The 14,779-nt window shown below is 55.2% G+C and carries 12 protein-coding genes; 9 read left to right on the forward strand and 3 right to left on the reverse strand.

Annotation, left to right across the window (positions count from 1 at the left end; all coding sequences use genetic code 11):
* Positions 1–4 precede the first annotated feature (4 nt).
* The 3 genes from fhuA to hrpB all read right to left on the reverse strand — a co-directional run bounded on the left by fhuA (position 5) and on the right by hrpB (position 7,550).
* Positions 5–2,248 (reverse strand): ferrichrome porin FhuA, encoded by a 2,244-nt coding sequence (fhuA, locus tag JM656_RS17600; RefSeq protein ID WP_203358884.1) that lies wholly within the window; start codon positions 2,246–2,248, stop codon positions 5–7.
* A gap of 219 nt (positions 2,249–2,467) precedes the next feature.
* Positions 2,468–4,999, reverse strand: coding sequence for a bifunctional glycosyl transferase/transpeptidase (gene mrcB, locus JM656_RS17605; protein WP_203358885.1), 2,532 nt, complete (start codon positions 4,997–4,999; stop codon positions 2,468–2,470).
* A gap of 121 nt (positions 5,000–5,120) precedes the next feature.
* Positions 5,121–7,550: an ATP-dependent helicase HrpB gene (gene hrpB, locus JM656_RS17610; RefSeq protein WP_203358886.1), complete on the reverse strand. Its 2,430-nt coding sequence runs from the start codon at positions 7,548–7,550 to the stop codon at positions 5,121–5,123.
* A gap of 73 nt (positions 7,551–7,623) precedes the next feature.
* Here hrpB and thpR point away from each other — a divergent pair, with 73 nt between their 5' ends.
* From thpR to panD, 9 genes are all read left to right on the forward strand, one after another.
* Positions 7,624–8,154: an RNA 2',3'-cyclic phosphodiesterase gene (gene thpR / locus JM656_RS17615; protein ID WP_203358887.1), complete on the forward strand. Its 531-nt coding sequence runs from the start codon at positions 7,624–7,626 to the stop codon at positions 8,152–8,154.
* Positions 8,155–8,167: 13 nt separating this feature from the next.
* Complete coding sequence (gene sfsA / locus JM656_RS17620; protein ID WP_203358888.1) at positions 8,168–8,872, forward strand: DNA/RNA nuclease SfsA; 705 nt, start codon at positions 8,168–8,170, stop codon at positions 8,870–8,872.
* Positions 8,873–9,049: 177 nt separating this feature from the next.
* Positions 9,050–9,505 carry an RNA polymerase-binding protein DksA gene (gene dksA / locus JM656_RS17625; protein WP_003829221.1) on the forward strand — a complete coding sequence of 152 codons (456 nt, stop codon included), beginning with the start codon at positions 9,050–9,052 and terminating at the stop codon, positions 9,503–9,505.
* Positions 9,506–9,577: 72 nt separating this feature from the next.
* Positions 9,578–10,474 (forward strand): tRNA glutamyl-Q(34) synthetase GluQRS, encoded by an 897-nt coding sequence (gluQRS, locus tag JM656_RS17630; protein WP_203358889.1) that lies wholly within the window; start codon positions 9,578–9,580, stop codon positions 10,472–10,474.
* 59 nt (positions 10,475–10,533) lie between these two features.
* On the forward strand, positions 10,534–11,931 hold the full coding sequence (gene pcnB / locus JM656_RS17635; RefSeq protein WP_238929257.1) for a polynucleotide adenylyltransferase PcnB: 1,398 nt from the start codon (positions 10,534–10,536) through the stop codon (positions 11,929–11,931).
* Positions 11,928–12,407, forward strand: a complete 480-nt coding sequence (gene folK, locus JM656_RS17640) for a 2-amino-4-hydroxy-6-hydroxymethyldihydropteridine diphosphokinase (RefSeq protein WP_203358891.1) — start codon at positions 11,928–11,930, stop codon at positions 12,405–12,407. Before pcnB ends, folK begins: the two co-directional genes overlap by 4 nt.
* A 119-nt stretch (positions 12,408–12,526) precedes the next feature.
* Positions 12,527–13,318, forward strand: coding sequence for a 3-methyl-2-oxobutanoate hydroxymethyltransferase (gene panB, locus JM656_RS17645; RefSeq protein WP_203358892.1), 792 nt, complete (start codon positions 12,527–12,529; stop codon positions 13,316–13,318).
* A gap of 126 nt (positions 13,319–13,444) precedes the next feature.
* Positions 13,445–14,299: a pantoate--beta-alanine ligase gene (gene panC / locus JM656_RS17650; protein ID WP_203358893.1), complete on the forward strand. Its 855-nt coding sequence runs from the start codon at positions 13,445–13,447 to the stop codon at positions 14,297–14,299.
* Between the two features lie 93 nt (positions 14,300–14,392).
* Positions 14,393–14,773: an aspartate 1-decarboxylase gene (panD, locus tag JM656_RS17655; protein WP_203358894.1), complete on the forward strand. Its 381-nt coding sequence runs from the start codon at positions 14,393–14,395 to the stop codon at positions 14,771–14,773.
* Positions 14,774–14,779: the final 6 nt, after the last annotated feature.

Here is a 14,779-nt window from a genome sequence, read left to right on the forward strand (position 1 = left end):
GAAATTAGAAACGGAAGGTTGCGGTTGCAACAACCTGACGTTCCGCGCCCCAGAAGCAACCATACGTGTTGAAGCAGCTGGCGACGTATTCACGATCAAGCAGGTTGTTGACGTGGAGTGCCACGTTGGAACCCGCCATACCCACGCGAGCCAGGTCGTAGCGTACTAACGCATCCATAACCGCATAACTGCCCACTTTAAAGGAGTTTGCCGGGTCACCATAGCTTGAGCTGCTAAAACGTCCCCCGGTACCCAGCGTCAGACCAGACAATGCGCCATCATAAAAGGTGTAATCCCCCCACAGTGACGCCATGTGTTCCGGCACCTGTGCAGGCGTGTTGCCTTTGTATTTGGTGTCCGTCGTGTATTCAACATCGGTATAGGTGTATGAACCGACGATGTTGACACTCGCCGACAGCGCCGCTTTCGCTTCGATCTCAACGCCACGCGCACGAATCTCACCACCATCAACCGAGAAGAATGAACCCGACGGGTCCGCCATCAGGTTGTTGGTTTTCGTCAGTTGATACAGGGCACCGGTAATCACGATCGGGCGATCTTTCGGTACATACTTCACGCCGACTTCGTACTGTTTGCCTTTTGAAGGGGCAAACAGATTACCTTGCGCATCAGTCTGTGAAGACGGTTCAAACGATTCGCTATAGCTGAAGTAAGGTGTCACACCGTTATCGAACAGGTAGTTTACACCGCCACGCCAGGTGAACTGGTTGTCATCACGCTCTGAGGTCGTGCCGGAAACGCGGTTAAACGACTCCTGATCGGCCCAGTCATAACGACCGCCCAATGTTACCAGAACTTTATCCCACTGAGCCTGATCCTGAATATACAAACCCGTCTGTTTCTGCTTGTTCAGCACCTGATAAGGACCAGAGGTGGCCGGATCTTTCGAATTAAAATCGAAATCGCCGTTCACCGGATTGTTCAGATCCAGCAGCGGAACCGAGTCGTCATAACCAAACCAGGAGTTGATGTCATTACGCATACGCATAAAGTCAACGCCAGTCAGCAGGACATGGTCGACATCGCCGGTTGCAAAGTTACTCTGCAACTGGGTATCCACAGCGAAGTTCTGTAATTTTTCATCATCAACAACGTACTTACGCGCGAGGTAGTGTCCTTTGTCTTCCGGAGCAAGCGCCGCACATTGTTTGCTGCCCGCGTTCGCCGGGTCGGTGCAGACGCCATAGCCGTAGACACTGTTTTGCGAGGTTTTATTTTCCGCAAAGCGCAGGTTCTGACGCACGGTAAAGGTGTCGTTAAATTCGTGATCGAAGCTGTAGCCCACCATTTTCTCGTTACGAGAGTAGGTATTGTTGTCAGCACCTTCGTTGAAATCGGTAGGCAGACGCTTACCGTTCGGCAATTCAGACACGGTCCCCTCTTTTGGCAACCAGCCGTAGTAACCGGTCTCCGGCTCGTTCTGGAAGTAAGAGAGGAAGGTGAAGTTGGTTTTGTCATCCGGACGCCAGGAGAAAGACGGCGCGATGGTATAGCGCTGCTCTTCTGCGCCCTGCTGCTGCGCATCGGCGGAGCGCGCCAGGCCGGTTAAACGATAGGAGTAAACGCCATCGTCATCCAGCGCATCGCTGAAGTCAAACCCGGTCTGGAACAGGTTGTCGGTGCCCATTTTAAACTGAACTTCTTTCAGGGGCTCCGTGGTTGGACGCTTGCTGACCATGTTCAGCAAGCCGCCCGGGTTGCTCTTTCCGTAAAGAACGGAAACCGGACCGCGCATCACTTCCGCGCGCTCCAGCATATAGGGGTCGATCACCGCATCGTTGTAGAAGTTGCCCTGCATCTTCAGGCCATTCAGATAGTTATTCTGGCTTTGGCCATCGGCGGCGAAACCGCGGATAATCAGGTAGTCATAGGTGTTGGACGCGCCACGGGTGCCCACGGCAACGCCTGGGGTGTAGCTGAGCGCCTCTTTTACGGATTTAGGCTGGTGCAGCGCCATCTCTTCGGCAGTCACCACGGAAATAGACTGAGGCGTCTTTTCAATCGGGGTATCCGTTTTGGTCGCCGTAGCGGACTGTCGTGCTGCGATGGTGGCTGCGGGCCCCCATGCGCTTTCTTGCGGGGCAGGTGCGGCAGTAACAGTAATGGTTTCTTCTTTCGGTTGAACCGCTGCCTGTGCATAGACAGACATGCCGCTAACCGCTGTGGCTACTACGACTGCGATTTTACGCAGCGAGTAGGTTGGCTGAGCAGTTTTGAAACGCGCCATTGGTATATCTCTGATGAAAAGTGAATGATAACGTAAACGAGAATTATTATTATGCCGCAGCATAATATTCGAAATACTGGCGAGATCGCAAGCGATACGCGACCCTGAGAAAACTGAGGGGTTAAGAAATAACCAGATGAAAAGAAGGGGTTAATCAATCAGGCGAAATCGCCTTGCCGTACGGCAAAAGAAAACCCGCCGAAGCGGGTTTTGAGGGCATCAGTTACTGCCAAACATATCCTTTATCCAGCCTGCGACGCCGTCACCGTCTTGCTTCTCCTGCTGTGGCGGTTGCTGTTGTTGCTGCTGCGGTTGAGAGGACTGATCAAACGGATTGCCCGATTGCGGTTGTTGCATCATCTCGCCCTGCTGGCACAGCGCATCAGGATCGGTGGTCCAGACCGGGAGCGTACGCATTCCGCCGCCACACACAAAGTTGCCGTCGTAATCCACGCCCATGTCCACAATGTCTTCCGGTGGTGTTAGCACCAGCGGAGTTGGCGTCTGGTTGGCCAGGTAACGTTGATAAATCGACATCGCACCGCTAGCGCCGTACAGTTTGGTTGGCTGGTTATTATCACGGCCCACCCAGGTAATCGTGACCTGGCTACCGTCAATACCGGCAAACCAGGTGTCCACGTTATTGTTGGTGGTCCCGGTTTTACCTGCCAGATGCAGTCCCGGATATTTCGCGCCCAGCTGACGTCCGGTACCACGCTGTATAACCTGCTGCATGGTCCACAGTGTCATATAGGCCGCCTGTGCCGGAACCGCGCGTTCCGCCTGCGGGAAGCTCTGATAGAGCACCGAGCCATCTTCAGCAATCACCGAACGTAACGCCGACAACGGCGCACGGTTACCGCCGCTGGCGATCGTCTGGAACGCTTGCGCGACTTCGATTGGCGTCAGGTTCAACGCCCCGAGCAGCATCGCCGGCACCGGATTAAGCTGATCTTTCGGCGCGCCCAGCTTCAGCCAGGTATCGGTGACGGCAGGCAGCCCCAGCGCCATCCCCAGATTTACCGTCGGCACGTTCATTGAACGCGTCAGGGCATCCACCAGCATCACTTTACCGCTCTCGCTGTAGCGACGGTCATCGTTCTGCGGCGACCAGACCTGGCCGTTTGGCTGACGCAGAGCAATCGGTGCATCGGCGATCCAGGTATTGAGACGATACAGTTTCGGCTGACTGAGCGCGGTCAGGTAGGTCGCCGGTTTCGCCAGCGAGCCAATGGAACGGCGCGCCTGCATTGCACGGTTATAACCGGCAAACTGCGGTTCAGCCCCACCGACCATCGCACGCACTTCGCCACTGAAGCGGTCAACCACCACGATAGCCGTTTCCAGATCGCTGAGTTTGCGCTGTTTCTTCAGTACCGGAATCCCCTCAACGGCGGCTTTCTCAGCGGCATCCTGCGCCACCGAGTCAAACGTCGTGAAGATCTTCACCCCTGAGAGGTCCTTAACCTTGTCGCCCAGCTTTGTCTGTAGCTCCTGACGCACCATCTGCATGAACGCCGGCTGCGGAGAGATCACCCCACCGCGCGGCTGCACGCCCAATGGACGCGCGCTCAGCATTTCGTAAAGTTCCTGGTCAATGACCTGCTGCTGTTGCAGCAGGCGTAACACCAGGTTACGACGCTCCAGCGCCAGTTTCGGGTTACGCCACGGGTTATAGATGGACGCCCCTTTCACCATCCCCACCAGCAAGGCCTGCTGATCAAGACTCAGTTCCTCAACCGGACGACCAAAATAGTACAAACTCGCCAGCGGGAAGCCGCGAATTTCATTGTCGCCGCTCTGACCGAGGTACACTTCGTTCATGTACAGTTCGAGAATGCGGTCCTTGCTGTAACGCGCATCCATCAGCAGCGCCATGTAGGCTTCGTTGGCTTTACGCCAGTAGGAACGTTCGCTGGAGAGGAAGAGGTTTTTCACCAGCTGCTGAGTCAGCGTACTCGCCCCTTGCACCGTACGTCCGGCCGTCAGGTTCGCCAGCACCGCGCGCCCGATGGAGTACAGGCTGACCCCATCATGCTCATAGAAATGACGGTCTTCGGTCGCTAACAGCGTATCCACCAGCAGATCCGGGAAGCCGTTGCGCGGTACAAACAGACGCTGTTCGCCGTTCGGTGAAGAGAGCATCGTGATCAGGCGAGGATCGAGACGGAAGAAACCGAACTGGCGGTTGTTGTCCATGTTCTCGATAGTGTCGAGATGATCGCCATCAAACGTCAAACGTGCCCGTACCTGCCCTTCTTTGCTATCCGGGAAGTCAAACGGACGACGAATCATCTCAATGCTGTTCGCCTGCACGGTGAACTCGCCAGGGCGCGTCATTTTCGACACCTGACGATACTGGGTCGCTTCCAGCAACTTCACCATTTCGTTTTTGCTGACTGGCATTTCTGGTTCAAGGTTTACCATGCGGCCATAGACTGCCGCGGGCAATTGCCAGACTTTGCCATCAATACGGCTACGGATTTTTTGATCCAGATAGACGCCGTAAATGGCAATCAGCACCACAAAAACAATCGACAGTTTTAGCAGCAGCCAGACCCAGCCGCGCTTACCACGAGGCTTACCGCCTTTGCCTTTACCCTTACGCGGCATCGGTTCTTCATCCTCATAGTCATCATCATAATCGTCGTCATACTCTTCATCTCTGAGTCGACGACGGCTCACCTTTTGTTTCACCGGACGCGTCGGTTTCCCTTTACGCCCGATTGGCTCGCGGTCATTCCCCGCCATGCTTTTTCTCCGCTACGTTCAGGCGCAAAGGCCTGATTCTCTGTTCTTCCGCCAGAGGACAGAAGAAGAAATCTCTCAATTTTTGCTGCTCGTACGCCGGATGGCATCCGGTCTACAAATACTACGAATACTTTTTGGTGCGCCGCGTCGGCGCGGTATTCGCCGGATCGTCCGGCCACACATGTTTGGGATAGCGTCCTTTCATCTCCTTTTGCACCTCACGGTAGGCGCCCTGCCAGAACGCGCTTAAATCCCGCGTGATTTGCAGCGGTCGCTGCGCCGGTGATAATAACTCCAGCACCAGCGGAACGCGCCCCTGAGCAATAGTAGGTGTTTGCGCTTCCCCAAACATCTCCTGCATTCTGACGGCCAGCGCAGGCGGGTTATCGTCATGATAGCGAATGGCTATCCGGCTTCCCGTCGGCACAGTGTAATGCGCAGGCAGTTCACTATCCAGACGTTGCAGCATAGACCAGTCCAGCAAACTGCGTAACGCCAGACCCACATTCACGGCCTTCAGCCCACGCAGAGAGTGCACACCGGTCATCTGCGGCAGTAACCAGGATTCCAGGCTAGCCAGCAAAGAGGCCTCATCCACAGCAGGCCACGCGTACTCCGGCAGCCATTTTGCCGCGCAGTGCAAACGCAGCCGTAGCTGCTCTGCTTCCGGCGTCCAGTTGAGCACACTTAAGCCTTTATCGCGAATGCCATTCAGCATCGCCTGATGCAGTTCGTCTTCAGAAGGTTTGGCAAGTGGCTGAACTTTTACCGTCAGTTGCCCGATACGCAACCGTCGTAGCGCTTTCAGCGTGCCTTGCGCGTCATCCCACTCAACCGTGTCGGATTGCTGCAAGAGTGCAGGACACGTCTGGATCAGCGCGTCGATCTCCAGCGGCAGCGCCAGCAAAATACGCGCATCCGGTGAGGCGCTCCCTTGTAACAGCAGCGGAGCAATCAGCCACTCATGGCGACCCAGCGCGTCATCGGCATCCAGTTTTGCCCCCATCCCGTTCGCCAGTTGGTAGCGTCCGTCCAGCCCGCGCCGACGCGCAATGCGATCGGCAAATGCGTGGGCAAGCAACGGGGCTATCAGACGGCTGTCTGGTTCCGAGGCGCGCACGTTGAGGCGTTTCAGAAGTTGCTGACTTCGCTGCTGCCAGCCAGGATGATGACGTGAAAACGCGACGCTTAAATCGCTGCTCCCTCCCCGCGGCGGTTCTTCAAGTATCGCCGCGAGCTTCGCCGCCGTTGCGGCTTCACTGCTGTTGCTGGCGCTCACCAGCATCGCCGCCAGTCGGGGATCGTTGCCGAGCGCCGCCATTTTTTGACCTGTTGCGCTCAGGCGATCGCCGTCCAGCGCGTTCAGCATCTGTAACAGCCGCTTAGCCGCCAGCAGATGGGTCGCGGGCGGAAGATCTAACCAGGTGAGCTGAGCGGGATCGTGACATCCCCATTGCAACAGCTCCATCAGCACGCCCGACAGATCGCTTTGCAAAATCTCCGGCTCGCTTTGCGCTGCAGCTCTCTCTGCCTGATCTTTAGGCAGAAGGTGAAGACAGATCCCCGGTTCCAGTCGCCCCGCACGTCCCGCGCGCTGCGTCATGGAGGCCTGGCTGACGCGCTGGGTTATCAGGCGCGTCAGCCCGGTTCGTGGATCAAAACGCGCCACGCGCTCCTGCGCACTGTCCACCACCAGGCGAATCCCTTCGATCGTTAAACTGGTTTCGGCAATATTGGTTGCCAGCACCACTTTGCGCATCCCGGCGGGCGCCGGCAAAATGGCTTTCCGCTGGTCATCCAACGACAATGCTCCGTAGAGCGGGCACAGCAGAACATCGCTCCCCACGCGTGACGTCAGGTGTTCCTGTACGCGTTGGATCTCCCCTACGCCGGGTAAAAACAGCAGCAGCGATCCCGACTCGCTGCGCAGTAAATCCGCCGTGGCAATGGCCACAGCCTCATCAAAACGCAGTTGCGCCGCCAGTGGCTGGTATCGACGTTCGACAGGAAAGGTGCGCCCTTCGGAGACCACCACCGGCGCATCCGGCAGCAGCTGTTGTAAGCGGTCGTTATCCAGCGTCGCGGACATGATCAGCAGTTTTAAATCGTCGCGCAGCCCCTGCTGTACGTCCAACAGCAACGCCAGCGCCAGGTCAGCCTGTACACTGCGCTCGTGAAATTCATCGAGGATCACCATCCCGATGCCGTTAAGCTCCGGGTCGCGTTGGATCATTCGTGTCAACACGCCTTCGGTGACCACTTCAAGCCGCGTCTGTGGCCCCACGCAGCTTTGTGCCCGCATCCGGTAGCCTACCGTTTCACCGGTTTTTTCGTTCAGGAGTTCCGCCAGTCGCTGCGCCACATTGCGCGCTGCCAGACGGCGTGGTTCCAGCAGGATAATCCGCCCCTGGATGCCTTTATGCGTCAGGAACTGCAGCGGCAGCCAGGTTGATTTCCCGGCGCCAGTCGGCGCGCTCAGTAAGACCTGGGGGGCGCTATCAAGGGCGGTGAGCAGTTCAGGCAGTACGGCGGCTACAGGCAACGACGTCACAAATGACTCCAGAGGGTTAACTTTCTTCGCGCTGCATTGTAGCATCGCGTTAATTCATAACCGAGTACCCATCATGACTGAGCCAAAACGGCTGTTCTTTGCGATTGAATTGCCCGGCCCTGTTCGTGAGCAAATTATCACCTGGCGCGCCGCCCATTTTGCCCCTGAGGATGGTCGTCCGGTGGCCAGCGCAAATCTGCATCTGACGCTGGCCTTCCTGGGCGACGTCAGCCCGGAAAAACAACAGGCGCTGTCACAACTTGCAGGACGCATTCGTCAACCGGGGTTTACGCTCAAACTGGATGACGCGGGCCAGTGGCTACGTTCGCGCGTCGTCTGGCTGGGGATGCGCCAGCCGCCGCGGGGACTTCTGCAACTGGCTAACATGCTGCGGGCGCAGGCTGCGCGTAGCGGCTGTTATCAGAGTCCTCAACCTTTTCATCCGCATATCACCCTGCTGCGCGACGCCAGCCATGCCGTAGCGATTCCACCGCCAGGTTTCTGCTGGTCGTTTCCGGTGACAGAATTTTCCCTTTATGCCTCTTCATTCGAGCGGGGACGTACGCGATACACCGCTCTGCAACGCTGGACGCTTGCCGAATAACCAAGGAACTCAGATGAAATTCTCTCCCCCTTTACAGCGCGCGACGCTGATTCAGCGCTATAAGCGTTTTTTAGCCGATGTGATCACGCCAGACGGCACCGAATTAACGCTGCATTGCCCTAATACAGGGGCAATGACCGGCTGTGCGACAGCAGGCGATACCGTTTGGTATTCGGCGTCAGAAAATACGAAACGAAAATATCCTCATACCTGGGAATTAACTGAAACTCAGTCCGGGGCATTCATTTGCGTTAATACACTGTGGGCAAACAGATTAACGAAAGAGGCAATAGAAAATAACCACCTGCCGGAATTGTCAGGCTACAGTGTCTTGAAAAGCGAAGTAAAATACGGCGTCGAACGTAGCCGTATTGATTTTATGTTACAGGCAGATTCCCGACCCGACTGCTATATTGAAGTAAAATCGGTTACGTTGGCGGAAGAAGAGTATGGTTATTTTCCCGATGCCGTTACTGAACGCGGTCAGAAACATCTTCGGGAACTGATGAGCGTAGCGGCTGCTGGCCATCGCGCGGTGGTGTTATTTGCGGTGCTGCACACAGCCATTACACGGTTTTCACCCGCGCGGCATATCGATGCAAAATATGCGCGACTCCTGATTGAAGCACAACAAAAGGGGGTAGAAATTCTGGTTTATAAAGCGGAACTTTCTGCCGAAGGCATGACTCTTAATGAACCGTTGCCCATTACATTGTAGTGGTAAAAACAACTGGTTAATTAGTATTCTGGCCGCGTGCGCAAATACGCTTTTCCTCACAGGGTTGTCAAGTGTTAGGTATAGATAATTGCTATCCGGAAAAGCATCTGCTATTTATAGCGACCTGATTTTTCCCCCGAACATGGGGATCGATAGTGCGTGTTAAGGAGAAGCAACATGCAAGAAGGGCAAAACCGTAAAACATCGTCCCTGAGTATTCTCGCCATCGCTGGGGTGGAGCCGTACCAGGAGAAGCCGGGCGAAGAGTATATGAACGAAGCCCAGCTGTCGCACTTCAGACGTATTCTGGAAGCATGGCGTAATCAACTTAGGGATGAAGTCGATCGCACTGTAACTCATATGCAGGACGAAGCAGCGAACTTCCCTGATCCGGTGGACCGTGCCGCACAGGAAGAAGAGTTCAGTCTTGAACTGCGTAACCGCGATCGTGAACGCAAATTGATCAAAAAGATCGAGAAAACGCTGAAGAAAGTAGAAGACGAAGATTTCGGCTACTGCGAATCCTGCGGTGTAGAAATTGGTATTCGTCGTCTGGAAGCGCGTCCGACAGCCGATCTGTGCATCGACTGCAAAACGCTGGCTGAGATTCGCGAAAAACAAATGGCGGGTTAATCCCGGCCATTTTTACCACCTTCAATCCAGGCGGGAGTCACTCCCGCCTTATTTTTTTATGTTTCTTAATTCATGACAGAGTCACACTATATTGGCCGCTTCGCCCCTTCCCCTTCCGGCGAGCTACACTTTGGTTCGTTGATCGCGGCGTTGGGCAGCTACCTGCGGGCGCGCTCGCAAGACGGCATCTGGCGAGTGCGTATTGAGGACATTGACCCTCCTCGTGAAGTTCCCGGTGCCGCAGACACTATCCTGCGTCAGCTGGAACATTACGGTCTGCACTGGGACGGCGACATACTATGGCAATCTCAGCGCCACGATGCTTACCGGGAAGCGCTGGCCTGGCTCTTTGAACAAGGTCTTAGCTACAACTGCACCTGCTCGCGCGCCAGAATCCAAAGCCTTGGGGGGATTTACGACGGCCATTGCCGCACCCTTGCCCATGGACCAGAACATGCTGCCGTGCGTATTAAACAGCAGCATCCCGTCACCCAGTTTTATGATGTGCTGCGCGGGGATATCCAGGCGGACCGTCATCTGGCGCAAGAAGATTTTATTATTCATCGCCGCGACGGCCTGTTTGCCTATAACCTCGCGGTGGTGGTGGACGATCATTTTCAGGGCATCACTGAAATCGTGCGCGGCGCGGACTTAATCGAACCCACCGTTCGACAAATTTCGTTGTACCAACAATTCGGCTGGCAAGCGCCTGACTATATTCATCTTCCGCTGGCGCTCAACGAACAAGGCGCTAAACTCTCCAAGCAGAATCATGCACCTGCGCTGCCGCAAGGCGATCCGCGCCCGGTACTCATTGATGCGTTACGCTTCCTGGGTCAGAACGTCGCGTTAGAATGGCAGGAGATGAAAGTGGAAGAATTGCTGCAAAATGCGGTGAAGAACTGGACGCTTGCGACAGTGCCTGCATCGTCTATTGTAAATTCAGCGTTCTCAAACGCGTCATGCTGAGCTATGATTAGCCGCTATTTTTTTGTCCTGATTGAAGTTTGACACTACCGAGGTGCACTATTTTTACCCGAGTCGCTAATTTTTGCCGCAAAGTGCTAAGTCGCGAAGAGAGCGAGGCTGAACAGGTCGTCGCCCGTCCACATATGACGGTAATCCCGCGTGAACAGCACGGAATTTCCCGCAAAGATATCAGTGAAAATGCCCTGAAGGTAATGTACAGGCTCAATAAGGCGGGTTACGAAGCCTGGCTGGTCGGCGGCGGTGTGCGCGATCTTCTGCTCGGCAAAAAGCCGAAAGATTTCGACGTTACGACCAACGCCACACCTGATCAGGTACGTAAACTGTTTCGCAACTGTCGTCTGGTTGGTCGCCGATTCCGTCTGGCCCACGTCATGTTTGGTCCGGAAATCATCGAAGTCGCCACCTTCCGTGGTCATCATGAAAGCGGCGACACTGACCGCACCACGTCTCAGCGCGGACAAAACGGCATGCTGCTGCGTGACAACATCTTCGGCTCGATTGAAGAAGATGCACAACGTCGCGATTTTACGATCAACAGCCTCTATTACAGCGTGGCTGATTTTACCGTGCGTGATTATGTCGGCGGCATGAAGGATCTGGAAGACGGCGTGATCCGTCTGATCGGTAATCCGGAAACGCGTTACCGCGAAGATCCCGTACGTATGTTACGTGCTGTCCGTTTTGCGGCAAAACTCGACATGCGCATCAGTCCGGAAACCGCAGAGCCTATTCCACGCCTGGCAACACTGCTCAACGATATTCCTCCTGCACGTCTGTTTGAAGAATCGCTGAAACTTCTGCAGGCAGGCTATGGTTTTGAAACCTATAAAAAACTGTGCGAGTACAGCCTGTTCCAGCCGCTGTTCCCGACCATTACGCGCTATTTCACCGAAAACGGTGATAGCCCAATGGAACGCATCATCGCGCAGGTACTGAAGAACACCGACACTCGTATCCACAATGATATGCGCGTCAACCCGGCATTCCTGTTCGCCGCCATGTTCTGGTATCCGTTACTCGAGATGGCGCAGAAAATTGCGCAGGAGAGCGGTCTGGCTTATTACGACGCGTTTGCGCTGGCCATGAATGATGTGCTGGACGAAGCGTGCCGCTCGCTGGCGATCCCCAAACGCCTGACATCCCTCACGCGTGATATCTGGCAACTCCAGTTGCGTATGTCGCGTCGTCAGGGTAAACGTGCCTGGAAGCTGATGGAACATCCTAAGTTCCGTGCGGCTTACGATTTGCTGGCTTTGCGCGCAGAAGTGGAAAACAACACGGAACTGCAACGTCTGGTGCAGTGGTGGGGTGAGTTCCAGGTCTCTGCGCCGCCTGAGCAAAAAGGCATGTTGAACGAGCTGGATGAAGAGCCGGCCGCCCGTCGACGTCATCGTCGACCACGCAAACGCGCTCCGCGTCGTGAGGGCAGTGCATGACCCTTGCGTATATCGCAATTGGCAGTAATCTGGCCTCTCCGCTGGAGCAGGTCAATGCGGCAATTCAGGCGCTGGGAGAGATCCCGGAAAGCCGGATTGTCGCACTCTCCTCGTTTTACCGCACCCCGCCGCTGGGACCGCAGGATCAGCCCGACTATCTGAATGCCGCCGTGGCGCTGGAAACGACGCTGCTGCCGGAAGCGCTGCTGGACCATACCCAACGTATTGAGTTACAGCAGGGACGTGTCCGTAAAGCGGAGCGCTGGGGACCGCGTACGCTGGACCTCGATATCATGCTGTTTGGCGATCAAGTGATTAACACTGAACGTCTGACCATTCCCCACTATGACATGAAAAACCGCGGCTTTATGCTGTGGCCACTGTTTGAAATCGCGCCTGAGTTGGTATTTCCAGATAGCATCACATTGCGCCAACAACTCACCCTTCTTGCAGCAGAAAAACCTGCTTACTGGTAATTTTGGCTTTCCGCTTAACATGTTCTGCGGACGCGTTAATCATTTCCTTAAAATAATTGCCCCCCTGACTGCGACTGTTAGAATGCCGGATAATGATACTTTTATGATCCGGAAATGTTATGAAACCGACCACCATCTCGTTGCTGCAGAAACACAAACAAGACAAAAAACGCTTCGCCACCATTACTGCTTACGACTACAGCTTCGCCAAACTGTTTGCCGATGAAGGGCTGAACGTGATGCTGGTGGGCGACTCGCTTGGCATGACGGTACAAGGTCACGACTCCACCCTGCCGGTGACCGTCGAGGACATTGCCTATCACACCCGCGCCGTACGTCGCGGCGCGCCAAACAGCCTGCTGCTGGCTGACCTGCCATTTATGGCTTACGCCACGCCAGAACAGGCGTTTGAGAATGCGGCGGTGGTCATGCGCGCGGGCGCGAACATGGTCAAAATCGAGGGCGGTGCGTGGCTGGTGGATACCGTAAAAATGCTGACAGAACGCGCGGTGCCGGTTTGCGGACATCTGGGTTTAACGCCACAATCAGTCAATATCTTCGGTGGTTATAAAATTCAGGGGCGCGGCGATGCCGGTCAGGTGCTGTTCGATGACGCGCTGGCACTGGAAGCGGCAGGCGCACAGTTACTGGTGCTGGAGTGCGTTCCGGTTGAGCTGGCGAAGCGGGTAACGGAAGCGCTCTCCATTCCGGTGATCGGCATTGGCGCGGGCAATGTCACCGACGGGCAGATCCTCGTGATGCATGACGCGTTTGGTATCACCGGCGGGCATATTCCAAAATTTGCTAAAAATTTCCTGGCAGAAGCGGGCGACATCCGCGCCGCCGTGCGGCAGTATATTGCCGAAGTGGAGTCCGGTGTCTATCCGGGCGAAGAACACAGTTTCCATTAAGCTACGTTTGGATCGTGTAGGCCAGATAAGACGCGTGGCGTCACCATCCGGCATTTGTGCAGAGATGCCTGATGGCGCTGCGCTTATCAGGCCTACGGATAATCAGGCCACTAAAGGAGTCCTGTTGTGTTAATTATTGAAACCCTGCCGCTGCTACGCCAGCATATCCGTCGTCTGCGTCAGGAAGGAAAACGTGTTGCACTGGTGCCGACCATGGGCAACCTGCATGATGGCCATATGAAGCTGGTTGATGAAGCCAAAACGCACGCCGACGTCGTGGTGGTCAGTATTTTCGTTAACCCGATGCAGTTTGACCGTCCGGACGACCTGGTGCGTTATCCCCGTACGCTGCAGGAAGACTGCGAAAAGCTGAACAAGCGCAAAGTCGATCTGGTATTTGCTCCAGCGCCTGACCAAATTTACCCGCACGGCACTGAAGGCCAGACCTTCGTTGACGTACCGGGTCTCTCCACCATGCTGGAAGGTGCCAGTCGCCCTGGCCATTTCCGCGGCGTTTCCACTATCGTCAGCAAGCTGTTCAACCTGGTGCAGCCAGACGTTGCCTGCTTTGGCGAGAAAGATTTTCAGCAACTGGCGCTGATCCGCAAAATGGTTGCCGATATGGGCTACGACATTGAAATCGTGGGCGTTCCCATCATCCGCGCCAAAGACGGTCTGGCCCTGAGCTCCCGTAACGGTTATCTGACGGCTGAACAACGTAAAATTGCGCCGGGCTTACACAAAGTCATGAATGGCATTGCCGGGAAATTACTGGCCGGAGATCGGGATTGTGAAGAAATGATCGCCATTGCCGAGCAAGAGTTGAACGAAAAAGGCTTCCGCGCTGATGATATTCAGATCCGTGATGCCGACACCCTGCTGGAACTCACAGATACCAGCAAACGTGCGGTCATCCTCGTTGCTGCATGGTTAGGTCAGGCGCGTCTGATCGACAATCAGAGCGTTGCATTAACCCAGTAGACAGGGGTTAAAAATCGGGCAATACTGCCTGGAATTTCCTGAAGCTGTTAGAAATATCAGCTTTGTTATCGTTATGGTAGAAAGGTAGAAGTTATGATTCGCACTATGTTGCAGGGCAAACTCCATCGCGTGAAAGTGACTCAGGCGGACCTGCATTACGAAGGCTCTTGCGCTATTGACCAGGATTTTCTCGACGCGGCGGGCATTCTTGAGAACGAAGCCATTGATATCTGGAACGTCACCAACGGCAAGCGTTTCTCAACCTATGCCATTGCGGCTGAACGCGGCTCTAAAATTATCTCTGTAAACGGTGCGGCGGCACACTGCGCCAGCGTGGGCGATATTGTGATTATCGCCAGTTTCGTGAGCATGTCCGACGAAGAAGCGCGTCGCTGGCAGCCAAAAGTGGCCTACTTTGAGGGCGACAACGAAATGAAACGCACGGCGAAGGCGATCCCGGTACAAGTTGCCTGAGCAGAG

Source organism: Citrobacter sp. R56, from assembly GCF_016811995.1.
Taxonomy (GTDB): Bacteria; Pseudomonadota; Gammaproteobacteria; order Enterobacterales; family Enterobacteriaceae; genus Citrobacter_D; species Citrobacter_D enshiensis.